Source organism: Paenibacillus lautus (assembly GCF_050482385.1).
Taxonomy (GTDB): Bacteria; Bacillota; Bacilli; order Paenibacillales; family Paenibacillaceae; genus Paenibacillus_AQ; species Paenibacillus_AQ lautus_B.
Genome location: NZ_JBCNHV010000001.1, coordinates 908448 through 932520, shown reverse-complemented (window position 1 = coordinate 932520; position 24073 = coordinate 908448). Strand labels below are relative to the sequence as shown.

Annotated in this window: 23 protein-coding genes; 16 read left to right on the top strand and 7 right to left on the bottom strand. The window is 50.1% G+C overall.

The window, feature by feature from the left end:
* Window positions 1-2: 2 nt before the first annotated feature.
* From ABEW73_RS04390 to ABEW73_RS04370, 5 genes are all read left to right on the top strand, one after another.
* Complete coding sequence (locus ABEW73_RS04390; protein WP_430161815.1) at window positions 3-2729, top strand: GH36-type glycosyl hydrolase domain-containing protein; 2727 nt, start codon at window positions 3-5, stop codon at window positions 2727-2729.
* A 78-nt stretch (window positions 2730-2807) separates the two neighbouring features.
* Entirely contained in the window at window positions 2808-3692 is an 885-nt protein-coding gene (locus tag ABEW73_RS04385) for a hypothetical protein (RefSeq protein ID WP_430161817.1), read from the top strand.
* Between the two features lie 102 nt (window positions 3693-3794).
* Window positions 3795-4883 (top strand): 3-phosphoserine/phosphohydroxythreonine transaminase, encoded by a 1089-nt coding sequence (gene serC, locus ABEW73_RS04380; protein ID WP_430161819.1) that lies wholly within the window; start codon window positions 3795-3797, stop codon window positions 4881-4883.
* A 128-nt stretch (window positions 4884-5011) separates the two neighbouring features.
* Window positions 5012-5476, top strand: a complete 465-nt coding sequence (trmL, locus tag ABEW73_RS04375; protein ID WP_430161821.1) for a tRNA (uridine(34)/cytosine(34)/5-carboxymethylaminomethyluridine(34)-2'-O)-methyltransferase TrmL — start codon at window positions 5012-5014, stop codon at window positions 5474-5476.
* A gap of 196 nt (window positions 5477-5672) precedes the next feature.
* On the top strand, window positions 5673-5927 hold the full coding sequence (locus ABEW73_RS04370) for an AbrB/MazE/SpoVT family DNA-binding domain-containing protein (RefSeq protein ID WP_009595823.1): 255 nt from the start codon (window positions 5673-5675) through the stop codon (window positions 5925-5927).
* Window positions 5928-6208: 281 nt separating this feature from the next.
* Here the strand turns inward: ABEW73_RS04370 and ABEW73_RS04365 are convergent, their stop codons facing one another.
* Both ABEW73_RS04365 and ABEW73_RS04360 read right to left on the bottom strand, forming a co-directional pair.
* Window positions 6209-7294 (bottom strand): phosphodiester glycosidase family protein, encoded by a 1086-nt coding sequence (locus ABEW73_RS04365; RefSeq protein WP_430161823.1) that lies wholly within the window; start codon window positions 7292-7294, stop codon window positions 6209-6211.
* Window positions 7291-7698 carry a hypothetical protein gene (locus ABEW73_RS04360; protein WP_098748532.1) on the bottom strand — a complete coding sequence of 136 codons (408 nt, stop codon included), beginning with the start codon at window positions 7696-7698 and terminating at the stop codon, window positions 7291-7293. Before ABEW73_RS04360 ends, ABEW73_RS04365 begins: the two co-directional genes overlap by 4 nt.
* Window positions 7699-8080: 382 nt before the next feature.
* On the opposite strand from ABEW73_RS04360, the gene ABEW73_RS04355 reads away from it, so the two are divergent.
* On the top strand, window positions 8081-8737 hold the full coding sequence (locus ABEW73_RS04355) for a DNA-binding response regulator (RefSeq protein WP_430161825.1): 657 nt from the start codon (window positions 8081-8083) through the stop codon (window positions 8735-8737).
* A 109-nt stretch (window positions 8738-8846) separates the two neighbouring features.
* On the top strand, window positions 8847-10061 hold the full coding sequence (locus ABEW73_RS04350) for a PLP-dependent aminotransferase family protein (protein WP_430161827.1): 1215 nt from the start codon (window positions 8847-8849) through the stop codon (window positions 10059-10061).
* 136 nt (window positions 10062-10197) lie between these two features.
* Here ABEW73_RS04350 and ABEW73_RS04345 read toward each other — a convergent pair whose 3' ends face one another.
* Entirely contained in the window at window positions 10198-10974 is a 777-nt protein-coding gene (locus ABEW73_RS04345) for a DUF2161 family putative PD-(D/E)XK-type phosphodiesterase (protein ID WP_430161829.1), read from the bottom strand.
* Window positions 10975-11240: 266 nt separating this feature from the next.
* Between ABEW73_RS04345 and ABEW73_RS04340 the strand changes: the two genes are divergently transcribed.
* Together ABEW73_RS04340 and ABEW73_RS04335 are read left to right on the top strand one after the other, a co-directional pair.
* Entirely contained in the window at window positions 11241-13136 is a 1896-nt protein-coding gene (locus ABEW73_RS04340) for a PrkA family serine protein kinase (RefSeq protein ID WP_098748528.1), read from the top strand.
* A gap of 213 nt (window positions 13137-13349) precedes the next feature.
* Window positions 13350-14411: a protoglobin domain-containing protein gene (locus ABEW73_RS04335; RefSeq protein WP_430161831.1), complete on the top strand. Its 1062-nt coding sequence runs from the start codon at window positions 13350-13352 to the stop codon at window positions 14409-14411.
* 129 nt (window positions 14412-14540) lie between these two features.
* Here ABEW73_RS04335 and ABEW73_RS04330 read toward each other — a convergent pair whose 3' ends face one another.
* The gene (locus tag ABEW73_RS04330) at window positions 14541-15932 is read right to left on the bottom strand and encodes a SpoVR family protein (RefSeq protein ID WP_430161833.1); all 1392 of its coding nucleotides are present in this window, start codon (window positions 15930-15932) and stop codon (window positions 14541-14543) included.
* 286 nt (window positions 15933-16218) lie between these two features.
* On the opposite strand from ABEW73_RS04330, the gene ABEW73_RS04325 reads away from it, so the two are divergent.
* Window positions 16219-18015: a S9 family peptidase gene (locus ABEW73_RS04325; protein WP_430161835.1), complete on the top strand. Its 1797-nt coding sequence runs from the start codon at window positions 16219-16221 to the stop codon at window positions 18013-18015.
* A gap of 64 nt (window positions 18016-18079) precedes the next feature.
* Here the strand turns inward: ABEW73_RS04325 and ABEW73_RS04320 are convergent, their stop codons facing one another.
* Window positions 18080-18253 (bottom strand): hypothetical protein, encoded by a 174-nt coding sequence (locus tag ABEW73_RS04320; protein ID WP_430161837.1) that lies wholly within the window; start codon window positions 18251-18253, stop codon window positions 18080-18082.
* A 147-nt stretch (window positions 18254-18400) separates the two neighbouring features.
* Here ABEW73_RS04320 and ABEW73_RS04315 point away from each other — a divergent pair, with 147 nt between their 5' ends.
* From ABEW73_RS04315 to glpX, 4 genes are all read left to right on the top strand, one after another.
* Window positions 18401-18574: a GapA-binding peptide SR1P gene (locus ABEW73_RS04315; RefSeq protein WP_076324443.1), complete on the top strand. Its 174-nt coding sequence runs from the start codon at window positions 18401-18403 to the stop codon at window positions 18572-18574.
* Between the two features lie 196 nt (window positions 18575-18770).
* Window positions 18771-19433, top strand: coding sequence for a helix-turn-helix transcriptional regulator (locus ABEW73_RS04310; RefSeq protein WP_009595798.1), 663 nt, complete (start codon window positions 18771-18773; stop codon window positions 19431-19433).
* A gap of 13 nt (window positions 19434-19446) precedes the next feature.
* Window positions 19447-20253, top strand: coding sequence for a pyruvate, water dikinase regulatory protein (locus ABEW73_RS04305; protein ID WP_430161839.1), 807 nt, complete (start codon window positions 19447-19449; stop codon window positions 20251-20253).
* A gap of 42 nt (window positions 20254-20295) precedes the next feature.
* Window positions 20296-21273 carry a class II fructose-bisphosphatase gene (gene glpX, locus ABEW73_RS04300; RefSeq protein WP_430161841.1) on the top strand — a complete coding sequence of 326 codons (978 nt, stop codon included), beginning with the start codon at window positions 20296-20298 and terminating at the stop codon, window positions 21271-21273.
* 97 nt (window positions 21274-21370) lie between these two features.
* On the opposite strand, the gene ABEW73_RS04295 is transcribed toward glpX, so the two are convergent.
* A complete protein-coding gene (locus ABEW73_RS04295) occupies window positions 21371-21874 on the bottom strand; it encodes a hypothetical protein (RefSeq protein WP_430161843.1) in 504 nt (167 codons plus the stop codon).
* Window positions 21875-22114: 240 nt separating this feature from the next.
* Window positions 22115-22972 carry a DegV family protein gene (locus tag ABEW73_RS04290; RefSeq protein ID WP_430161845.1) on the bottom strand — a complete coding sequence of 286 codons (858 nt, stop codon included), beginning with the start codon at window positions 22970-22972 and terminating at the stop codon, window positions 22115-22117.
* A 172-nt stretch (window positions 22973-23144) separates the two neighbouring features.
* Between ABEW73_RS04290 and ABEW73_RS04285 the strand changes: the two genes are divergently transcribed.
* Together ABEW73_RS04285 and ABEW73_RS04280 are read left to right on the top strand one after the other, a co-directional pair.
* Window positions 23145-23660 (top strand): hypothetical protein, encoded by a 516-nt coding sequence (locus ABEW73_RS04285; RefSeq protein WP_430161847.1) that lies wholly within the window; start codon window positions 23145-23147, stop codon window positions 23658-23660.
* A 54-nt stretch (window positions 23661-23714) separates the two neighbouring features.
* On the top strand, window positions 23715-24035 hold the full coding sequence (locus tag ABEW73_RS04280) for a hypothetical protein (protein WP_430161849.1): 321 nt from the start codon (window positions 23715-23717) through the stop codon (window positions 24033-24035).
* Window positions 24036-24073: the final 38 nt, after the last annotated feature.

The following is a 24073-nucleotide window of genomic DNA, read 5'->3' as shown; positions in this document are numbered from 1 at the left end:
ATATGAAATCAACAGGATGGAAGTTCGAGGGAAACCATGGGGTCTTTACGCTGCGTAATCCTGAACATCATAACTATTTATATTTTCCTTTAGTGAATGAGGCCGGCATGATGTCGGCCGTCACGCCAAATCTTCACGGTGAAATGACTAGCAGTCATAATACGTTTTTCATGTCGCCCGTATCGGTGGAGGATCTACATAATTCCAAGTCCGCACGAAACTTTTGGGTGCACATTGACGGGCATGGCCCATGGTCCGTAACCGGCAATTCAGCCAAGCAGAATGCAAACCGGTTCATGAACGAGGAAGAAGAAAGTCAATTGGCAGCCGGGTTTTTATGGCATAAGCTGACGCGGATCAACGGGGAGGCCGGACTGCAAGCGGAAGTAACCAGCTTCGTTCCGGTAACGGATGATAAAATCGAGTTAATGAAAGTAACGCTGACCAACGTAGGCGAGCAGACGCTAAAATTGACCCCTACTGCGGCGATCCCGCTGTATGGCCGTTCGGCAGACGATCTGCGGGACCACCGTCACGTGACATCCCTACTTCACCGGATCTTTGTCCATCGCAAAGGGATCGAAGTCCAGCCTGCTCTCTCATTTGACGAGCGGGGACACCGTATCAATCACGTATCCTACAGTGTGCTGGGTGCGGAAGCGGACGGTGCAGAACCGATCGGTTATTTTCCGGTGCTTGAAGAATTTATCGGGGAAGGCGGCGCGCTCGATTGGCCTGAGGCAATCATTGCCAATAAGCTAGCAGGCGCGCAGGCAGGCGACTCCTTGGAGGGATACGAGGCCATTGGAGGTCTGCGGTTTGGGGAGGTTCAACTGCAGCCTGGCGAATCCAGGGCTTATGTTATGGCGATGGTCATTTCGGAAGATCGCGCCGAGACCGGAAGACTTACCGAAACGTATTTATCGGAGAAGCGCTTTGATGAGCTGCTTGCTCAAAATGAAGCCTATTGGAATGACAAGCTGAATACCGTATCCTTCCATACCGGGGATCAGCAGCAGGACTTGTGGATGAAATGGGTAACCTTGCAGCCGATATTGAGGCGCCTCTATGGCAACTCATTTCTTCCTTATCATGACTATGGCCGTGGAGGACGTGGATGGCGTGACCTCTGGCAGGACTGCCTAGCATTAATGATCATGGAACCGTCCGAAGTCCGGTATCTGCTGCTCAATAACTATGCGGGTGTACGGATTGACGGAAGCAATGCAACGATTATCGGAACGAATCCCGGTGAGTTTATTGCTGACCGGAACAACATACCGCGCGTATGGATGGATCACGGTGCATGGCCATTCATGACCACGCTGCTTTATATGGACCAGAGCGGGGATTTGGATTTCCTGATGCAGCCGCAGACCTATTTCCGCGACGTGTTTGTAAGTCGGTGCAAGGAGAAGGACAGTGGATGGCTGCCTGAGCATGGAAATCAACTCTTAACCGTGAACGGTGAAGTATACGAAGGTACGATACTGGAACACATGCTGCTGCAGAACCTGGTTCCGTTCTTTAATATAGGTGAGCACAATAACATGAAGCTTGAGGGAGCAGACTGGAATGATGGTCTCGATCTTGCCCCAGATAGAGGCGAGAGCGTAGCCTTTACGGCGTTCTATGCAAGCAATTTGATGCAGCTTGGCGATCTGCTGTTGGCATGGCAGGACAGCAAAGGCGTGGAGTTTCTTGAAATCGCGGAGGAAATGGCCGTGCTGCTCGATTCGGTAACGGCTCCCGTCTCATATGAAGATGTGCAGGAGAAGCTGGGGCTGCTTGATCAGTATTATGAGTCTGTTAAAGTCTCCGTGACCGGAAATAAACGAAAGTTTAGCGTTGCGGAAGTTGTGAGGGATTTGAAACTGAAAGCGGACTGGATCATCCGGCATTTGCGCAGCAAAGAATGGATTACGAGTCAAGAAGGATACTCGTGGTTTAACGGTTATTACAATAATGACGGAGCGCGCGTGGAAGGCGATCATCCCCTTGGCGTGCGCATGACCCTTACGGGCCAGGTCTTTGCTGTCATGGGCGGAATCGCAAGCGACGAACAGGTCGGTGACATTACGAAATCGGTAGATCGTTACTTAAAAGATCCGAGCATCGGCTATCGTCTGAATTCGAATTTTGGCGAGATTCAGCAAAATCTCGGGCGGGCATTCGGTTTCGCTTTCGGGCATAAAGAGAATGGGGCCATGTTCAGTCATATGAGCGTCATGTACGCTAACGCTCTTTATAAGAGAGGTTTTGTCCAAGAGGGATACGAGGTGTTACAATCGATTTACGATTTAAGCAATGACTTTGAACGCAGCCGCATGTATCCGGGTATTCCCGAGTACATTAACGAGAAGGGAAGAGGGATGTATCCCTATCTTACCGGGTCGGCAAGTTGGCTTTTGCTTACCATGCTGACCGAGGTTTTTGGAGTGAAAGGAAATCTGGGACATCTGCTCTTGGAGCCCAAGCTCAGGTCTTCGCAATTCGGAGCTGACGGTACTGCCGCTGTGCATACGCGGTTTGCGGGTAAAGAGCTTCAGATTGTATACAGCAATCCGAAGCGATTGGATTACGGAAGTTATACGATTCAATCGGTTACGCTGAACGGCGAGAAGATTCGGCTCCGCAGTCAGAAGCAGGGGGCTGCCGAATTGGATCGAAGCTTGCTGTCCGCGTTATCCGAAGACGAGGGTCAACTAATTCGTGTCGAGCTTGCCTGACACACGAGCATACAACATTTCGGAAGCCCTGGCAGGCAAGTTGGCCGGGGCTTCTTCATCATGAATGGAGCGATTGTTTTGGGACATCAATTAGCAAACGGACAATTGGAAGTCGAAATAGCGGAAGTCGGTCGTTATCAAGGCACGCGTTTTGACCGGACCGGTTTCATTACGCAGGTCAAATTGACCCAGAGCGGTCACACATTCTGTGTTCATGAGTTTGCGGATGGGTTTAACCCTCTGGCCGGGTCCGGATTGTGCAACGAATTTGGACTGCATGAGGGGATGGGCTATGCAGGGGCCGAAGTAGGTGGATGGTTTCCTAAATTAGGGGTGGGCCTTCTCAAACGGGTCAGCGAGGACCCATATCACTTTCAGTATACGTATCCGGTGGAACCTTTCGATGTCGATATCACTTCGGATGACGTGAGTATCACCTATACGATTCATCCTAGGAACGTCAAGGGGTATGCGGCAAAACTCGTGAAGAAAATCTCGATTCAGGACACGGCATTAACGATAGATTATGAGCTCTGCAATGAAGGGAGTCAAAGGATAGATACGGAGGAGTACATTCATAATTTCATAGGGATAAATGAGGAATCGGTAGGACCGGAGTATAAGCTCAAGCTGCCCGTCCCTGCCCGTTTTACGGAGGTCGAATCGGATTATACTTCGGGCTTGCTGTCTGTCGATGATTGTGAGGTATGCTGGAATGACAGACCCCACAAGCCTTTTTATGGGAGAATGCAAGGCTTTAACGGCAGCGATTATCCTTATTCCTGGGAGCTAACGCACAGCGCCAGCAGGGCGGGAGTGAGGGAGATCAGCGATTTCCCGGTGGCGCATATGGCCCTGTGGGGGACCGGTCACGTTATTTCGCCGGAAGTGTTTATTCGATTAAGCCTGGCACCCGGAGAAAAGAGATCCTGGAGCAGAAAGTATCAATTCATCTGTTGGTAGCCGGAAGAATTTAATGTGAATAATTACACTTGAAGGTCTATGGGATTGTTGCTATGATTAGCGTTAATTAGCATTCATAGTAGAGAAAGGGTGGAGAGTCTTTTGAGCAAGAGAGCATACAATTTTAACGCAGGACCTGCTGCATTGCCGCTTGAAGTGTTGGAGCGCGCCCAGGCCGAATTCGTCAATTACGGGGATACCGGCATGTCGATTATGGAAATGTCTCATCGCGGTGCTGTATATGAAGCGGTTCATAACGAAGCGCAGGAGCGCCTTCTATCGCTACTGGGGAATCCATCCGGCTACAAGGTGCTGTTCATCCAGGGTGGTGCAAGCACGCAATTTGCGATGATTCCGATGAACTTCCTGGGACAAGGCCAGGTTGCGAACTATGTAATGACGGGAAGCTGGTCGGACAAGGCGATTAAAGAAGCCAAGCTGATCGGCGAAACTCATGTGGCAGCCTCCTCTGAGGAGAGCAAGTACATGGCTCTGCCTAGCCTTAAGGACATCAAGCTGTCGGATCATGCAGCTTATCTCCATCTGACTTCCAATGAAACGATTGAAGGCACACAGTTTAAGGAATTCCCGGATACCGGTTCCGTGCCGCTTATCTGTGATATGTCGAGCGATATCCTCAGCCGTCCGTTCGATTTGAACCAATTCGCGATGGTCTATGCGGGCGCTCAGAAGAACTTGGGACCGTCCGGCGTTGCGGTTGTGATCGTTAGAGAGGATATGATTACAGATTCTCCTAAACATCTGCCGACTATGCTCCGTTACAACACGTATTTGAAAAATAACTCGCTGTACAATACGCCGCCTTCTTTCGGCATCTATATGATCAACGAAGTGCTGAAGTGGATTGAAGAGAAGGGTGGCCTGCAAGGCGTTCAAGAGATGAATCGGAAGAAAGCCGCGCTCATCTATGATGCCATCGATCACAGCGAAGGCTTCTACCGCGGCTGCGTGAATGCAGAGGTGCGTTCCGATATGAACATTACGTTCCGTCTTGCCTCCGAGGAGCTGGAGAAGGAATTCGTGAAGGCGTCGGAGCAAGCAGGCTTTGTCGGCCTGAAGGGTCATCGCAGCGTCGGCGGTTTGCGGGCTTCGGTCTATAACGCCGTTCCGTATGATAGCGCTCAGGCGCTGGTAGAATTCATGCAGCTGTTTAAAAACAGCCACAGCTAAGTTCATACAAGATTTACCATGATAACCTTCCGCCGAACCGGCGGAAGGTTATTTCTGGATATCCCGGGAAATTGGGAACGAATCGGTTATAATAAAAATAAAACAGAAGAAAAGGTGGACTTATCAACATGGCATTACACATCGTACTAGTCGAACCGGAAATTCCAGCCAATACGGGCAATATCGCCAGAACTTGCGCCGCAACGGGCACACATCTGCACTTGGTCCGTCCGCTCGGTTTTAATACAGACGACAAGACATTAAAACGGGCCGGGCTGGATTACTGGTATGCCGTACATATTGATTATCACGATTCCTTTGAGGAGCTGCAGGCACTCTATCCGGAAGGACGCTATTTCTACGCTACGACGAAGGCAACCAAGCGTTATATGGATATTGAATATCAAGACGGGGATTTTCTGGTGTTTGGCAAAGAAACCAAGGGATTGCCACCGGAGCTGTTAGCCGCAAATAGCGAGCATTGTATTCGCATGCCGATGACGGATAAGGTGCGTTCACTGAATTTATCCAACTCGGCAGCGATTATGGTGTATGAAGCATTACGTCAATTGGATTTCCCGGGTATGGAATAAGTTTTTGCGAAACTTTGAGTTTTTTGGGGAATATCATCCAGTATACCTAGTTGATATTGAAAAAAACTAAGAAATTCTTAATTTCCAGCAGGATTCGACAACTTTTTATCGAACTATTATACTAGGCCCTTGTTATCAGTTCTGAACTGTGGTGTCAGAAATCACTTGTTGAAAATGAAAGAGGTGTACAATCGTTATGAAACCTGCTGGTGTTGTTCGTAAAGTTGATCAGCTGGGAAGAATCGTTCTGCCTAAGTCTCTACGCAAGAGATATCAAATGAACGAGGGGGATCCCGTAGAAATTCTTGTACAGGGGGACCATATTATATTGGAGCGCTATCGTCCGAAATGCGTCTTCTGTGGTTCTATGGACGGAGTAAGCGAGTTTAAAGAGCGCTATATCTGTTCACAATGCATGTCCGAAATGCAGCAGCTTCCGAAACATGCCTAGTACCTCAAATGAATTACCTTTTGCGCATCGCTAATGAGCGATGCCTTTTTTGTTCCCCAAAAAAATAAAACTCCCCCGATATACGAGGGAGACGCCTTACAGGCCTTTGGTCTTATCATCATTGTATGCCGCGGTCCAAATGCCAACCATGTAAAGGGCGAATACGAGCATGACGATCCAAAATGTTAATGAGAACGACATTCTTGCCACCTCCTGCTAAGCTAACCTTATTATAACCACCTTGAGCCAAAAAATAAACGAGAATATGAGTGCCGATTCTATCATTTGAAAAATAAGAAGTGCGTGGGTACCGGGCGCAGACTTCCGTCCGACGGTTTGTTCACGACGCGGCCGTTTAGGATTAGGGATGCGGACCCGCCCCCATCCAGATTATAAGCGTCAATCACGCCCAAATTTTTAAGCTTGTTCTGCAGCTCTTGCAGCGTGGCTCCGGATTTGCCCTTCTCATCATATCCTTCGGTAACCAGGATGAGCAGCTGATCGTCCTTGTAATTGCCGATGACGGTACGCGGTGCCCGGCCGGGGGCCGTTCTCCATTTCTCGGGAATTGTCGTTTTGCTGCCGTTTTGGAGCAGCACGGGTACAAAGGTAGCACCGAACATGGGATCGAGCCGGTCAAGCTCGCTCTGGCTGTAGAACTTGCCACCGATCAGCTTGCCGGACTTGCTCATGCCGACAAAGGCAAGATCCTTAAAGCTCGGTTGAAAACCCGAGACGTATTTGCCATCATAATAGGTCGTGCTCAGCGGATGTCTGCCCCCGTTCCCGTCAGCGTATCCACCGGCATTAATCCCGGCAACCGCACCATGTCGGCTTACAGCACGCATGGTGGTTTCTACGGACCCGGGTCTGCCGCTTTCACTGCCAAGCGACATCTTCATCGCGGAAGGATCCTTCAATTTGACCTTCATCGCATATCCGTGATAGGTACCCGGGTTGATCTTGTATAACTCAATTCGAATCCGGTCACTGCTGACCGTTTCAATAGGGACACCCAGTTTGGATGTGATCCGGCGGTTATAGATTTGCTCCGGGCGCGCGGCTTGTGCTTCCGCTGTTTGCAGGATGGTTCCTACCGTGGCGGTCGTTTGCCGATAGAGCTTGGCCGTTTTTTCAATGGAGGATATCGTCTGTTCCGCATAGACGGCGGCTTGATCCAAATCCTGTTTGATCACGGCGGACTGTTCCGATATGCTGCTGGATGGTATGTACTCCGCGGTTTCGTGCGACAGACGCGGCGGCTCCGTTATTAACCACATACACAGCAGCATTCCGATAAAAGGTGCAATGGCCAGCATAAACGTACGGTTTAACTGCTTGGGACGGATATACTTCAGTGTTCTCACTTCAGCAGCTCCATCTTGCGTTCCAGCTCTTTCAGCTGTTTCTCAACTTGGCTTAGTTGACTGTACAGCTTATTGCTGTTGTCTGTTTTGCCGCTAGCCTGATCCTTGGTAAAGGTCAGCAGCTCATTAAACGACTGAACCTTGCTCTGCATCTCGTCCATTTCCTGAACCAGCTCGTTAAACCTTTGGTCGTACTCCGCTTTGAATGCCGCCATCTCCTGGCGCGTATCCTGCTGCAGCTGCACCACGACTTGCTCTTTCAAGTGATTGCTATATAGGTAGGCTGCGGTGGTACCCAGCCCGATGAGAACAATCCAAAATACCCAGAACCATTTGGTGGATGGCCCCTTTTGCTGCACTTCCTCACGGGATTTATAGGGGGTATTGTGTTCCTGCTCCAACATTGGCATTTCATCACCCCTCAAAAACTATCATTTTTTCCAAATTTCATTCTAACATGTCAGGATTACTTTCGCAAAGACGAACTAATAGCACTTGTTTTTATGAAAAATAGATTGCCTAGAAAGATAGAGTGGGATACAATCTGTATAGATTTGATTATCAAACAGGATACATATAAGACATTCGCCATGCATACCGTCAAAGGCCCTACGCCTATAGGATTAATTAACCTTATTTCTACACGAATAACGGCTCCGAATTGCGTCTATCCATATCTTCAAACAACGGAGATTCGCAATGCCGGATATGTAAGAAATTGACGGCGCTTACTTAATAGAGATACTAGGAGATTCAAGTTTGCTGATACAGGAGGTCTATTAGAAAATGAATCAGGTTTGGCGGGTAGTTATTGTCGGCAGTCAACCTACAAGCATGCTGGGAACAAAATTGATTTTGGAAGAGCAGCAGGATCTGCTCGTTGAGGGAATGACATCCTCGGATTCAGAAGGGCTTCGAATGGTCGGGGATTTGCTGCCTGACTTGGTACTATTGGATTATCATTTCTCGGAACATACCTCGGAAACCGTATTGGAGCAGATGAAGCAGCTGTCCCCGAAGACCCATGTCGTCATTATGACCGACAATGATGGCCTTCCTTTGCTGCAATCCTTGATCAGCCGCGGTGCAAGCGGCCTGTTGTCCAAGCAGGCCTCCACTTTTCAGCTCATACATATGATTACCGGACTTCGGGAAGGCGTTGCCTCGCTGCCGCTCGACTGGGTAAGGCAAGGCATCTGGCCATTAACGGCATCTGCGATGAACGAAGGCGGACTCCAGCTCTCCGAGACAGAGGCTTTTATAATGGAACGGATCGTCCAGGGCATTACATACGACAAAATCGCCATGGAAATTCAGGTGAGCCGCCGCTCGATTGACAATTACCTCCGCAAAATCTATGTGAAGCTCGGGGTATCCACTCGTGCGCAGGCTATCGAGAAGTATGCGCTGTATACCCGTCAAGGCAGGCAAATATATGCCTAATGCAAGATTAAGGTATAATATATACATATCAGGAATACCTTTTAGAGGTTGTTAATAGGCTCCTGAATACAAAACCGAGGTTTTGATAACGGTTAGAGGAGGGACTTCCATGCAGTATTCCTTTGCTTCCCGTGCACAGACCCTTTTGTCATCCCCGCTGCGCGATATCAGGGAACTTGCGAAGCGGGATTCTTTTATTTCCTTGGCAGAAGAGCTGCCGGCCGAAGAGTTATTTCCTTTGCATTCCCTGGCAGAAGCGGCGACATCGGTGCTCTCCGAGGACCCGCTCGCCTTGCAGTACGGTGAGGCAGAAGGATATGGGCCGCTGCGCGAGTGGCTGAGCGAGGACTTTTCCCGGCGTAAAGGCCTGAGTGTCCAGCCCCAGCATATTCTGCTGACAACGGGCACCCAGCAGGCCATCGATTTGCTGGTCAGGGTGTATGTGGACCCGGGCGATCCGGTGCTGGTGGAGAACCCAACTTCACCGGGACTGCTCCAGGTGCTGCGTCTCCAAGGTGCGGTCATTGTGCCTGTGGAGGGAGATCAAGACGGGATGCTGCCGGAGCACCTGGAGGCCATGATCCGGCAGCACAAGCCGAAGCTGCTTATGGCTGCGCCCAATTTTACCAACCCTACAGGCGTGATGTGGAGTTTGGAGCGGCGTAAGCAGGTGCTGGAGCTGTGTATCTCACACGGACTTCTTATCGTGGAGGATGATTCTTACGGCGATCTTTATTTTGCGGATCCCAAGAATCCGAAGCCTCGAATTCCTTCGATCTTCTCACTTGAGGAGCCGCAGGGAGGACATGTTCTGTATGTGGGCTCATTCAGTAAAACCGTTGCGCCGGCGCTGCGTACGGGATGGGCTGCCGGGAACCGGCGCTTGATTGAGATGATGACGGCCGTGAAGCAGATGGCCGACTGGCAATCCAGCATGCTGAACCAGCGGATGCTGCACCATCTGCTGGAATCGAAGCATTTTAAGCTGGAAGATCATATCGGCATGCTCAATCGGGAATACGCAACGAGGCTCAAGCTGATGGTGGAGCTGCTGAAACGCAGCGCGTGGAAGGATTCGAAATATGCAGTGCCTCCCGGGGGGATGTTTCTCTGGGTACAGCTGTCTCTGGGCTTGAATGGGGATGCGCTCCTAAGAGCTGCTCTATTAAAAGGAGCCGCTTTCCTGCCAGGCTCGATGTGCTCGGCAGCTGATCATACCCGTGAGTGTATCCGGCTGAATTTTACGCACCCGGGACGGGATGAACTGCTGCTGGGCATGAATCTCATCAGCGAGGCCGTAATGGAATTTACAGCCCGGAATTAGACATGGAAGGTTTCTTTTTACGAATCGTGTATAACATAGCAAAGCTGCTGATGGAGCCTGATTTCAGGTTCGGAATAGAATCAGCAGCTTTTTTTCATGGGCGAATATGTACTTTTCGAAGATCTGCATCCAGAATTTATAATTTCAATACGGTGGCATAGTCTGCCAGGGCCTGTACGCCGGCCGGTGTCAGCACGTAGCGTCCGCGCTTCACCCGACGGAACCAGCCGTAGTAATTGCGCTGCAGAATGTCAGCCGCTGATCCAACGCCGCTTCGATCCCGTACAGCCGCGGGAGAAATACCGGGCAGCATCGCAGGGGCAGCTCCTTCTTGAAGCTCATGCCCCTCCTGTAATTCACGCGAGCTCCGCTGCTCCACTTCCGCCGCATTCATGGCAGCAGCCACGCGCAGCGTCTTCTCGCGATAAGCGGTAACCAGCTTGGCTCTCGTTACCCCACCTGTGTTGTAATCGCCGCTGCGCTCACGAAATTCATACAACAGGCGTTCCTTGCGTCTGATGGCGGTCCTTCCCGTCTGTACCGCCATCTCCGGCTCACAGAGCACCTCGATGAAGGGCGCTTTGGTTTTATAGAAGGTGACCGTAATGAGTCCCAGTCCCAATCGTCCGCAAAGCCCCGTCAGCTCTGCCCAGCGCTGATTGACCGCTCCTTTCTTCGCCCGGCTCTTCTCAACGGCTAGGTAAACGTAAGGTGTTAGCTTCAAACGCTCGATGCCCTGGAGCAGAAGGGCCAGATTGAATGTTTTTTTCAGCTCCACAATCAGCGGTTCATCGGTTCCCTCTTTCATACCGACAAGATCGCAATTGCGTACCTCGCCCTTCACTTCATATCCGTTCAATTCAAAAAAGGCCTTCAGGGGAGCGTACAGCTCGGCTTCATGCTTTATCGCCATGATGACTCTCCTTTTATTCGAAAGATGCTTTAATGTCAAGTTAATGTAATTTCAGTATAGCATGGGGACGGCTCGCGTGGCGTACCCGAGTGTAGAATGGACCGGTGGTTAGATAAAATTGCACGCGCATGACTTCGAAAATAAGGTCAACTATTCCAAGCAAGTCGCATAGGTATGTAATACACTTTTTCGAAAATGGAATGTTTTCTAATGACGCTGTGGAATGGAAGCCAATCCCCATAAACAGACTCATAGGAGGTAGCGAAATGGATATTTTCGAACGCATAGCATCATATCGGGCAGAAGGCGACCGTTTGGCGTGGAGCGGCACATTCAGGGAATACATTGAAATACTTAAGAAGGATCCCTCTCCAGCCATGACGGCACATGCCCGTGTATATGACATGATCGAATCCTACGGTTTCGAAGAGAGCGGGGGTCAGAAAAAATATAAGTTTTTTGAACAGGAAATCTTCGGTCTCGACCGAGCTGTTGAGAAACTCGTTGAGGAATATTTCCATTCCGCGGCCCGCAGACTGGATGTACGCAAACGCATACTGCTGCTTATGGGGCCGGTCAGCGGCGGGAAATCCACGCTGGTCACGCTGCTGAAGCGCGGCCTGGAGAAGCATTCCCGTACCGATCGGGGGGCCATATATGCGATATCCGGCTGCCCGATGCAGGAGGAGCCGCTGCATCTGATTCCACTGGAGCTAAGACCCGAGATCGAGAAGGAGCTTGGCGTCCGAATCGAGGGGAATTTATGCCCGGCTTGCCAGCTCCGCCTTAAAACCGAATACGGCGGAGATATCGAACAGGTTGAAGTCGAACGGGTATTAATCTCCGAAGATAATCGCGTCGGCATCGGCACATTCAGTCCGTCCGATCCCAAGTCGCAGGATATTGCCGATTTAACCGGCAGCATCGATTTCTCCACCATCACGGAATACGGCTCGGAATCGGATCCGCGTGCCTATCGCTTTGACGGTGAGTTAAACAAAGCGAACCGCGGTTTGATGGAGTTCCAGGAAATGCTGAAATGCGACGAGAAATTTCTGTGGAATTTGCTCTCCCTGACCCAGGAAGGGAACTTTAAAGCGGGCCGGTTTGCGCTAATTAGCGCCGATGAGCTGATTGTGGCCCACACCAACGAATCCGAGTATAAAGCATTTATCGCCAATAAGAAAAATGAGGCGCTGCAATCGCGGATGATTGTCATGCCGATTCCGTATAACCTGAGAGTTAGCGACGAGGAGAAGATCTACTCGAAGCTGATCGGCCAAAGCGACATGAAGCATATCCATATCGCGCCGCACGCGCTTCGTTCTGCCGCGATATTCTCCGTTTTGACGCGCCTGAAGGAAACGAAGAAGCAAGGGATGGATCTGATCAAGAAGATGCGCATGTACGACGGGGTGGAAGTCGAAGGGTATAAAGAAGCAGACCTGAAAGAGATGCAGAATGAATATCTGGAAGAAGGCATGTCCGGGATTGATCCGCGATATGTCATTAACCGGATATCCAGTGCTTTGATTAAGCAGGATCTTCAGTGCATTAACGCGCTGGATATGCTACGGGCGATCAAGGATGGGCTGGATCAGCATGCTTCGATTGCCAAAGAGGAGCGGGAGCGCTATCTGAATTTTATTGCCGCCGCACGCAAGGAGTATGATGATCTGGCGAAGAAGGAAGTCCAGAAGGCCTTTGTGTATTCCTTCGAGGAGTCTGCCAAGACGCTGTTCGAGAATTATTTGGATAACATCGAAGCATTCTGCAACTGGACGAAAATTCGCGATCCGTTAACGGATGAAGAGATGGATCCGGACGAAAGATTGATGCGTTCGATCGAGGAGCAGATCGGCGTCTCGGAAAACGCGAAGAAGGCTTTTCGGGAGGAGATCATGATTCGCATCTCGGCTTATTCCCGGAAGGGTAAAAAGTTCGAGTATCACAACCATGAGCGCCTGCGCGAGGCGATTGAGAAGAAGCTGTTCACCGACCTGAAGGATATCGTCAAGATTACAACCTCGACCAAAACGCCGGATGCCGTACAGTTGAAACGGATCAACGAGGTTAGCTCCAGACTGATCGAGGAGCATGGGTACTGCCCGGTATGTGCGAACGAGCTGCTGCGTTATGTGGGCAGTCTATTGAATCGGTAATACCGGATAGAATAATGGAATGCCATGAGAAGCCACCTAGAAGTTAGGGTGGTTTCTCATGCTTCGAAGATGAAATAGCCCGGTTAGGAGGTGCAAATATACACACAATTAGGACTTTAGCATTATGTCTAGGTGGTAAATATAGTCTATAATGGACCCTAAGTACTTGAACCAGTGATATGGATCACGTTATTTAGGAGTGGATTTTTCGAAATGATGGATGTTTCCCCAAAAAGACGCCAACAGTTGGAGTATATCGGATTGGATGAACAAGGGTTGGAACTGCTGGCTAAACATCGTGATGTGTTTGCGAGGGTGGTTGAAGAGGTCGTTAACCGGTTTTACGCGCAGATCGGGACGCAGCCGCAGCTGATGCAGATTATCGAGCGTACCTCGACCGTGGAACGGCTTAAGGAGACTCAGCGGGTATATTGGATGTCACTTGCGGCAGGGAGAGTGGATGATGCTTATATTGCCGAACGGATTAAGATTGGACAAGTTCACTCCAGAATCGGCCTGAAAACAGACTATTACCTTGGGAGTTACATGGTTTATCTGGACATCGCCACAGATTTATTGAAGCAAATCGTACCGGATCAGTGGATCCATGTGGTGCATGCGCTGAGCAAGATGTTTAATTTAGACTCCCAGCTCGTCCTGGAAGCTTACGAAATGAAAGAGAAAGAGAAAATCAGCAATTTGGTATCGGATCAACAAAGAATGTTGGAAGCGATTACAAATGCAGTCCAAGAATTGACTGCTATGATCGTCGAGCTGGATCAAAGCGCAGCGTTAATGGCAGACAATGCAATCAAAACAGCAGAGGCACAGGATAAAGCGCATACACTGACTTCCGAGCTGGGCGAAGAAATTCTGCATATTGAGCAGATGGGCAGCTTGATCAGGGAAATCTCGGATCAGAGCCACTTGCTCGGTCTGAATGCGGCGATCGAGGCTGCTCATGCCGGGGAATTAGGCAGAGGCTTCGAGGTGGTTGCCGGGGAAGTCCGAAAGCTGGCCACCAACTCCAAGAAGGCGATGGATGAGATTCAGGACAAGGTTAGCGGCATTATTCGCAAGCTGGGTCTTGTGGAGCAGGAATCAGAAAAAACGTCCATGAACGCACGAAATCAGGCGGCTAGCTCACAGGAATTGGCTGCTTTTGTGAAAATGATGGAAAAGCTGGCCGATGATTTGGAATCGCTTCAACATGAATATGATGTTCAGAAGCATGATGTCCAAGAGGGAACTGTATCCGAGAAGGTAAGCGTATAACAGGGATCCAAGAAGTGAACAGATTAAGGATATCTGTTAATAACAGCAGCACCCGCGTTGAGGAGAATTCCCTCATGTGCGGGTGCTGTTTGTTATAGGGCGCCATGTTGTCCTTCAAGCGCTGCGTAGTTAAATAAATCGCCGATGGAGCTTCTTACCGTCGTAGGAGAACAGGATCGGTTTGCCCTCGATCATGCTGTGCAGATGCACGGGTTTGCCCCAGAGCCGGTAAACATAGGGGATGGTGCGCTCCATATATTTTAGGTCAAGCTCAATGCCCTCGTACAGATGCTTGATCATCAGCTCGCCGGAGCGGAGATGATCGCCATCGGTCACTACGAGAAACGGCGAGCCACCGTTTACGCGGGAGACGACCAGCTGATCGCGGATATTTTCCCACGCCTTGTCGGTGATTTTCCATTCAGGTCCTTTTTTCTCAAAGACATACAGGTCCAGATCCTCCACCAATTTCTTTGTCAAATAATTGCGCAGGAAGGAGATATCGGAGTCGTATTCGCGGACATCAAACATCTTCTCCCGATCCCAGCGGCGTTCGATATCCTCGAAGATTTTCAGCCCAAGGTAGTAGGGATTCAGGCTGTGGCGCGACGGCTGCACAACCGAGGCGTTAAGCTTGGCGAATTCCACCGTTTCCTCGCTGGTTAGGTCCATCTCTCGCAGAATACGCTGATGCCAGTACGAAGCCCAGCCTTCATTCATGATTTTGGTTTCCATTTGCGGCCAGAAGTACAGCATCTCCTCCCGCAGCATGCTCATAATGTCCCGCTGCCAATCCTCTAGAATGTCGGAGTGCTCCTGAATGAACCACATGATGTCTTTCTCCGGCTCGGGCGGGAAGCGTTTGGGTGACGCCGGCGATTTGTCGGCTTTGTCTTCGCCATCTTCGTCCATAGCCCATAAATCGTCGTACCGGCCGGGAGGCTTCTGCCGCTTGGCTTCCTTCTTCTGCTCCTGCATCCGCCGTGCGGTGTACCGCTGCTTATCCAGTTTATCCGGCCTTATGATATGCGGATCCACATGCTCTTGTATCGCCAGCACAGCGTCAATAAACTGCTCAACCGCCTCTGTGCCATGTTCGATCTCATAACGGGAGATGCGCTCGGCAGTAGCCGACATGCTCTCGACCATATTGCGGTTGGAGACGGAGAAGCGGGCGTTGTTTTTAAAGAAGTCGCAGTGTGCAAGGACATGGGCGACAATGAGTTTATTCTGAATCAGGGAGTTGCCGTCCAGGAGAAACGCATAACACGGATTGGAGTTGATCACGAGCTCGTAGATTTTGCTAAGGCCGAAGTCGTACTGCATCTTCATTTTATTGAAGGTTTTTCCGAAGCTCCAGTGGCTGAACCGGGTAGGCATGCCGTAGGCACCGAAGGTGTATATGATGTCTGCCGGGCAGATCTCATATCGCATAGGGTAAAAATCAAGGCCAAAGCCTGTAGCGATCTCGGTAATCTCCGCAATGGAACGTTCCAGTTCCGCGATCTCGTCTTGGTGCACGAGAATCCCCCCTTCGTTATTAAAAACATGGTTCTTATCATTTATATGGAATCTTGGTGCAGATATGCGGGCTGAAGAGGGAAACCGTGAACGGATGATGGCAAACGCACAGGCTGGCCTTAGGTCAAAAAGTGCCTCATCTCGATCCCCAGTCGTAGCAATCTGCCAGACTATGTAACGATGCCCTTTAGAAAGCTTTGCGTTATAATGGGATTAATCCAGTGGTTGGCAAACTTCTCCATTTATTAACCGATGGATAATAAAATGAGGTCAGGGAGGCAAATGAATGATCGAATTTCCTAAACCCGATGTCGAGCAATTTTTTCAAACGTATGGCATTCGTACCTTTGGAATCAGCGCAGACGAGTCAAGGCTCGTGTTCAGCAGCAGCCTGAACGGAAAGTTTAATTTATGGGCCATGGAGTTAGAAGGAGGGACGTCCTATCCTTATCCGCTTACATACAATGACCAGATCGCAAGCTTTATCAAGCTGGACCCGGAAGGGCGACATATCTTAACGGCGTTTGACCGTGACGGGAATGAAAACTATCAGTTTCATGCGCTGCCCTGGAATGGTGGCGAACCCATGCCTTTGTTCGAAGGTGCGGATGCGGATGACAAACATTATTTCGTTCATCTGTCAGAGGACGGCAAGCGCTTATATTACGCCACGTCGAAAGACAATCCATCCTTCCTGAACTCGCGTGTATACCATCTGGATACCAAAGCGGATCAATTGCTGCTTGAGGGCCGGGATGCGTCAACGAATATATGTGCCGTCAGTCCCGACGAGAAAACCATCGCGTATACCCAAATGTATGCCAATACCTACTATGTCAGTTACGTGAAGCGCGAAGGCGAAGAGCCGTTGTGCTTGACGCCTTCTCCTGAACAGGTGCATATCTCAGGGGATGTGCTGTTCGCCAGCAATGACCAGGTCATTTTTGTAACGGATTACGAATCGGAATTTTCATATGTAGCCACTTATAACATTCCTCAGCAGAAGTTTGAACCGCTGTGCCGCATCGACCGGGAGAGCATCCAGCTCTTGCGCTACCATAAGGATTCACGGACTCTCTATATCGTCACGGAAAAAGGGGTGGAGGATCGACTGTATGCCTATTCGCTCGACAGCGGTGAGTTAACCTCCATTCCTCTTCCATCGGATATCGTGGAGCAGCTGAACGTGACGAAGTCCGGCAATCTGTACCTGCTGGCCCGCGGCGCCGTGAAGCCGCTTAATATTTACCGTTACGCCGGCGGTGCATGGAGCATGATCACGAAGAACGTCCTGACAGGATTAACCGACGAGAACATGGTGACACCGGAAGTTGTGACGTATCCCTCATTTGACGGAATGGAAATTGAGGCGCTCCTATTCCGCGCCAAAGACCATGTGGCGAATGGTTATACGGTATTTTGGCCGCATGGCGGCCCGCAAGCCTCGGAACGCAAGCAGTTCCGATCCATGTTCCAGTATATCCTGGCCAAAGGGTATCACATCTTCTGTCCGAACTTCCGGGGAAGCACGGGTTACGGCAGTTCCTTCGTGAAATTGGTGGAGCAGGATTGGGGCGAGGGACCGCGCAAGGACTGCTTGGCAGGCATGGATTGGCTGTTTGAGCAAGGCATCTCGAGCCGGGAGAAACTCTTCGTGATGGGCGGAAGCTACGGCGGTTATATGACTCTGCTGCTGGCAGGGCGTAATCCGGAGTACTTCAAAGCGGCCATTGATATTGTCGGGGTCAGCAACCTGTTTACCTTCTACAACTCGGTACCCGAGCACTGGAAGCCGATTATGGAACGCTGGATAGGTGATCCGGAACGGGATAAAGAACGCTTTATCAAGGATTCGCCGATTACGTACCTGGATGATATGGTGAACCCGATGCTGATCATCCAAGGGGCTAACGATCCGCGTGTCGTCAAAGAGGAGTCTGACCAAATCGTCGAAGCTTTGAGGGCGAAGGGCCGTGACGTGGAATATCTCGTGTTCGAAGACGAGGGGCATGGCATTACGAAGAAGGCCAACGAAAAAATCGCTTATGCGCGGATGGTCGAATTCCTGAAGCGCAACCAGTAAGAGTCGTATGAAAAAAGAGGCGTACCTTAGGTCCATTCGGACTCGGAGGTACGCCTTCTTTCCTTTATTTATCCATAGTCTCGCTCGGATTCCAGAGCTTGATTCCATCGTCCTCCAGGATGCCCAAGGTCACATCCGAGATGTTCGGATCGTGGGTCAGCAGGGCGTTGATTCTCGTTTTGGAATGGTCGGCCACGGCCAGGGTCATCCCTTTTTTCAGTTCAATGTAGGCCTCCACTTGTTTTTTGTTTCATTATCATAATTTACTCATATCTTCATTTCTTACCCAATACATTAAGAATATAGTGGAAAATAAAGGGATGTATGTAATAACAAAGTGTAAACTGCCTTGCAGCAGAGTGAAAAAACATAAGGAGGAAATGTTATGAAAGCGTTAACAAGTCCAGAGGCAGCGAAGGGCAAGGCGAATGAGGAATGGGGCCTGATTATATGCTCCAGATGTGATGAAATGGTGGACACGATTCCAACTGACGGAGTGAAGATCATTTATGGATTTTGCGGAAAAGGAGAATGCAAAGGCACAGACCCTCAAGATTAAACAATGATGGTAAGATGAAAAGTAAACACAAAGCATGCTTATGGGGAGGGAACTTCCTGAGGCATGCTTTTTTAGTGGATTTATAACCTTTTTTGATGGGCATTAAAAAAATGATTGATACCTATTTATGTATTTTTGGACGAAAATATGTTGCATATATATTATATATGACGTATTATATCAGCAAGTAGAGGAAATGCACGCAGGAGGGATCACTATCGAACTGACGACAAGGCAGCAGGATATCGTCGATATCGTAAAAAAACATGCACCGATTACAGGAGATCAGATTGCGGAGATGCTGAATGTCAGCCGAGCCACCCTTCGTACCGATTTATCCAAACTGGTGGTTCTGGATTATATTGATGCCAAGCCAAAGGTAGGGTACTTCCTGGGAAAGCGGGGTACGCGCGACCGGGAGGAGAAGTTTCGCCTGCTCAAAATGAAGGTTGGCGATTTGCACGGTGTTCCGGTTATTGTGCGTGAGACCACGACGATTCATGAAGCCGTTGTATCCTTGTTTCTGGAGAACGTGGGGAATCTGATCGTTACCGATGCCGACGGCCATTTGGCCGGGATTGTGTCCCGTAAGGATTTGCTTAAGGTAACGCTTGGTAACCCAACGGCATCCTCCATGCCGGTAAGCCTGATTATGACCCGCCGGGCTAACGTGACAACCGTGCAGCCGGAAGATACGGTGCTGGATGCCGCGCGAAAAATCATCAATCATCAAATCGATAGCCTGCCGGTTGTTGTCCCATCCACCACGGGGAATCCGGGGGAACACTGGAAGGTTGTGGGTCGGATTACAAAAACGAATATTATCAAAATGCTGCTCGATATGGTAGCCGAGGAATAATGGGAGGAATCGGATGAATCAGGCAATCACTCATTTCATAGCAATCTGTTCGGACTCCATTGGGGAGACGGCTGAAGCGGTTGTGCAAGCTACGTTACGCCAATTCGAGCTTCCGAATACAGAGGTTAAACGTTATATGAACGTTCGCGACGAGGATGAATTGACCGAATTGATGGAGGAGGTGGCGCGGCGCGGAGGCTTTGTGGCTTACACGCTCGTTCAGCCGGAGCTTCGCGAAGTGATGCGGGAGGAAGCCGTGCGGCTCAACATTCGTACGGTGGATATTATGGGGCCGATGATGCAGGCATTTGCCGATACGTTCAACGATTATCCCAAACGGCTCCCGGGGCTGCTGCATCGCTTGGACGACAGCTATTTCCGGAGGGTCGACGCGATGGAATTCGCTGTCCAATATGACGATGGCAAGGACGTTAGCGCCATTTTGAAGGCGGACATCATATTGCTGGGCGTATCCCGAATCTCCAAGACGCCGCTATCGATGTTCCTCGCTCATAAAGGCTACAAAACGGTCAATTTCCCGATCGTACCGGAGATGTCGCCCCCTTCTCAGCTTAGAGAAGTAACGGACGGCACGATTATCGGACTTACGATCGAACCGAAGCATCTGCTCAAAATCCGCAGCGAGCGCTTAAAGGTCATGGGATTGCCGCACCAGGTGCAGTATGCATCCCTTGAGCGGATACAAGAGGAACTGGATTATGCGTTGTCGCTGTATGCGGAGCTCGGATGTCCCGTCATTGATGTTACCGACAAGGCGATTGAGGAATCCGCGGGACTGATCATGAATGATTTGAAATAAGTTGCATCGGTAAAGAAAAAAGCTTAAAGGAGGGATTCATTCATGGAGAGTTCATTAGCATTGGAGCTTGTAAGAGTGACGGAGGAAGCGGCGCTGCAATCCGCCCGGTGGACAGGAAGAGGTGACAAGAACAGTGCTGATGAAGCCGCGACGGTTGCCATGCGCAAGCATTTTGATTCCGCAGCGATGGATGGGGTCGTTGTCATTGGAGAAGGCGAGATGGATGAAGCGCCTATGCTGTATATTGGAGAGCGCGTAGGGAACCGCAAAGGTCCGAAGATGGACGTAGCGGTGGATCCGCTCGAAGGAACGGAAACGGTGGCCAGCGGGCTGAATAACGCGTTGTCCGTGATTGCGGCAGCTCCCCGAGGCACCCTTCTGCATGCACCCGATATTTACATGCATAAGCTCGCGGTTGGACCCGAGCTTGCGGGCAAGCTGAGTTTGAATGATCCGATTGAGGTAACCCTTCGAAAAGCATCGGAGATCTTATCAAAGCCGCTGTCGGAGATGACGGTATCCATTCTCGATCGTGAGCGACACAGCGCGATGATCAAGGCTTTGAGAGAGTCCGGGGTAAGAATAAAGCTGCTAAGTCATGGGGATGTCATGGGAGCGATCGAGACCTGCACCGACAGTGAAGTCGATCTCTATGTGGGCTCCGGAGGGGCTCCGGAAGGCGTTCTCGCTGCCGCCGCTTTGAAATGCCTGGGTGGAGAAATTCAGGGACGGCTCATACCGGAGACACCGGAGGATTTTATCAGATGTCAGGACATGGGGTTGAAGCATCCCGAGCAGCTGCTGACGATGGAGGATATGGTAGGCAGCGAAGGCGTATTATTCGTGGCAACCGGCGTGACAGCTGGCGATTTCCTGCGCGGCGTGAAATATATGCCGGGTCAGCGGGCCGAAACGCATTCTGTGATGATGTACTCCGGCACGAGAACCGTCCGTTATATCCGCAGCGTTCATCATCTGTTTCAAAGCAGTGAAACCTTAGCTGCCGCTGCCTCTTCTTGATGCTTAAGCAGGGCATCCATAACATAAAGGCACTCCAAAGGTTAATCAACCTTCGGAGTGCCTTTATGCGTTGTTAACGGTTTAGCGCAGCGGATGCTTAACCGTGTCTCTTCCGTCCGAGCATCAGCCAAGCTCCGCCAAGCACAAGCAGCACGGCGATGACAGGCTGCACAACGGACAGGTAATTCAATACGGGTCCGATTGAGAATACCACGAAGAACAGCAGCGACAGTACGGTCAGAATGTTAATCGGGATGAGCAGCCATTTGTTACGCGATCCGAACCAGTAGAACTCGAACAGCCCTGCCGCAACAGCGAGGATAAAGCCGGGCCACAAGGAACCCCACGAGTCGAACAAGGAAGCGATTTGGCTGACAATACCAGCTGTGAGCAGAATGCCGCCCGGTATCAACAGCCCGATGCCCTGCCGTCCAACCAGCGAGAAGTACATCCAGTGAAAAAATAGGCCTAACGGGATCACGAACATGGTAGGCCAGAATGTGGCGAAGATGGAACCGGCGCCTACCGATCCGCCTTGGTTTAAGAGCAAGTATGCGCCGAGCAGGATGAGCAGCGGTGCCAAGATTGTACGTTTTGTCATACAAACTTCGTTCCTTTCCTTTTGTAGATTGATTAATCCAAGAATACCATGTAGTGGATGGGGATGTCCTCGGTCCCCGGGGAATGTTTCACCTAGACTTTAGTCTAGGATGGCATGTTTAGCCAATAGGCAGCCCGTTTAATAAGGGACTAAGTGTTCGGTAGACAGGCTTGAGTACAGAACAAACAGTCCTGCAGCTGAGCGTTACATAACAGGACTGTCTTTTTCAAATGAAGGATATTATGAAGGCTTCTTGGTATACATGAGTCCGACGGTTTGAGGACCGCAGTGGCTGCAAATCACACAACCCGCCGTAGAAATGCTAACCTGCCGTGCGCCTGTTTTCTCCTGCAGCTGCTTCTGCAGGAAGCGGGCTTCCTCTTCGGCCATGGTATGTACAACAACAATCAGATCATTGTCCATTTTGTCCACTTGAGCCAGCGCATTTTGGATCATCTGCTCCAGTGCCTTCTCTTTTTTGCCGCGTACCTTGTAAGCGGGGATCATGGCGCCGTCCACGACTTTGATGACCGGACGGATTTTCAGCAGGCTGCCAATGATGTTTTGCATGCCGGAACAGCGTCCGCCTTTATATAAGTAATCCAGTGTATCGACAACGAATTCGCACTCCACTTCATTTACGGTATGGCTTAAAAGTTCCACAATTTGCGGTATGGATGAACCTTCGTTGGCCGAGTGAACAGCCTTCATGATAAGGAGTCCAATGCCGGAGGAAAGATTGCGTGAATCAAACACGGTAACCCGGCCCTCGGGCAGCTCACCTGCGGCGATCAACGCATTTTGGTATGTGGAGGAAAGCTCTGATGAAATGCTAAGGAACAGGATATCCTCGCCTTGTTCAATGGAAGGCGTGAAGGCCGCAATGAAGTCGGACGGAGAAGGTGCCGCTGTTTTAGGCAGGCTGCCAATCTGATCGACTTTGGCGTATAGCTGTTCCGGCGTAATGTCGACTCCGTCGCGCAAAGATTGTTCTCCGAATACGACGTAGAGCGGAACGATACCGATATTATATTCTTCTATCCATGAAGGTGGTAAGTCGCAAGTGCTGTCAGCAAAAATTCTAATTTTACCAGACATGAACATCTCCCTTTATCAACTAATTGAATCTGTACTACTAGAATACCTTGTTTGATGGGAAAAGGGAATGCTCTTGTCGTTTTGGGGCGGGTACTATGAGCATACGCCAAAAAGGCGATGATTGTGCAACATATTCCATAAGTTTCCCGTTAATCATAATGGAGGTGGTTTTATGGCTAAGCGAAGGCATTTGAGCAAAATGATCGCATTAACGACCGCTGCAATGCTGCTGATGGCGATAACGGCATGCGGAGGTGAAGACCCAACTTCTCAGCCGCCGGCTAATCCGAATCCAATAGAGGATAATGTCAAGGAACCGGTTGAACCCGGCGAAGAGCCGAAGTACGAGATTAAGCAGGGAACTGGTACCTATGTAGGTCAAATTGATAACAATTCCGTTGAAATTGAAACAGCAGAGGGCCCCACCGCGTTCCGGCTGAGCGAAGGTATGGATCAAGTCATATCCAAACTTCAGGGAGATGAGTCTGTCTCGTATGAGTATTGGGAGCAGCCCATTGAGGGCGAAGAAGAATTGAAACAGCTGATACTCACCAAGCTGACAGTGGAAGAGGGAGGCGGGGGCACGGGTTCAGAGAACGCGCAGCTGCCTGCAACCAAAGATTTTGAACTTGAGCTGGAGGGCATGAAAGAGACCAAAACAGCTAAACTGGCCGAGGGTGACGGCTAAGCGCTGTATATATTTGATATCTTTTCCTTTGATGCAAAGACCAACAAGCTGACCATGAATGTGGACCAAGATTATTATGTCGAGATTACGAAGCTGCCTTCGGATTATAACGGGGATGAACTCAAGCTGGAAGCGGAGAAAGAGCTTGCCGTGGCAGGTAAAGTTCGGGAGGCTGGCGACAATGAGAAACATAAGGGCATGGAGGAGGCCTCCGTGTATATGATAGGCGAAGGCGAGAACCTGACCAAGATGTACATTGTGGATGAGATTGACGGACAGGGCTATATTTTCCGCGTCAATAACCCTCACCGCGAACCTTCCGAAGGATTTGCCACGCATGCTTTTACATCTTTGAGCTCGATCGTTAATCAATAATGCGCATAAAAAACAGCCTCAGCTGTTTGGCCATAAGG

Coding starts and splice junctions, on each gene's coding strand:
- ABEW73_RS04390 (WP_430161815.1), top strand. CDS start 3: ATGAAATCAACAGGATGGAAGTTCGAGGGAAACCATGGGGTCTTTACG.
- trmL (WP_430161821.1), top strand. CDS start 5,012: ATGGCATTACACATCGTACTAGTCGAACCGGAAATTCCAGCCAATACG.
- ABEW73_RS04370 (WP_009595823.1), top strand. CDS start 5,673: ATGAAACCTGCTGGTGTTGTTCGTAAAGTTGATCAGCTGGGAAGAATC.
- ABEW73_RS04360 (WP_098748532.1), bottom strand. CDS start 7,698: ATGTTGGAGCAGGAACACAATACCCCCTATAAATCCCGTGAGGAAGTG.
- ABEW73_RS04355 (WP_430161825.1), top strand. CDS start 8,081: ATGAATCAGGTTTGGCGGGTAGTTATTGTCGGCAGTCAACCTACAAGC.
- ABEW73_RS04350 (WP_430161827.1), top strand. CDS start 8,847: ATGCAGTATTCCTTTGCTTCCCGTGCACAGACCCTTTTGTCATCCCCG.
- ABEW73_RS04345 (WP_430161829.1), bottom strand. CDS start 10,974: ATGGCGATAAAGCATGAAGCCGAGCTGTACGCTCCCCTGAAGGCCTTT.
- ABEW73_RS04340 (WP_098748528.1), top strand. CDS start 11,241: ATGGATATTTTCGAACGCATAGCATCATATCGGGCAGAAGGCGACCGT.
- ABEW73_RS04335 (WP_430161831.1), top strand. CDS start 13,350: ATGATGGATGTTTCCCCAAAAAGACGCCAACAGTTGGAGTATATCGGA.
- ABEW73_RS04325 (WP_430161835.1), top strand. CDS start 16,219: ATGATCGAATTTCCTAAACCCGATGTCGAGCAATTTTTTCAAACGTAT.
- ABEW73_RS04315 (WP_076324443.1), top strand. CDS start 18,401: ATGAAAGCGTTAACAAGTCCAGAGGCAGCGAAGGGCAAGGCGAATGAG.
- ABEW73_RS04310 (WP_009595798.1), top strand. CDS start 18,771: ATGCACGCAGGAGGGATCACTATCGAACTGACGACAAGGCAGCAGGAT.
- ABEW73_RS04305 (WP_430161839.1), top strand. CDS start 19,447: ATGAATCAGGCAATCACTCATTTCATAGCAATCTGTTCGGACTCCATT.
- glpX (WP_430161841.1), top strand. CDS start 20,296: ATGGAGAGTTCATTAGCATTGGAGCTTGTAAGAGTGACGGAGGAAGCG.
- ABEW73_RS04295 (WP_430161843.1), bottom strand. CDS start 21,874: ATGACAAAACGTACAATCTTGGCACCGCTGCTCATCCTGCTCGGCGCA.
- ABEW73_RS04290 (WP_430161845.1), bottom strand. CDS start 22,972: ATGTCTGGTAAAATTAGAATTTTTGCTGACAGCACTTGCGACTTACCA.
- ABEW73_RS04285 (WP_430161847.1), top strand. CDS start 23,145: ATGGCTAAGCGAAGGCATTTGAGCAAAATGATCGCATTAACGACCGCT.
- ABEW73_RS04280 (WP_430161849.1), top strand. CDS start 23,715: ATGAATGTGGACCAAGATTATTATGTCGAGATTACGAAGCTGCCTTCG.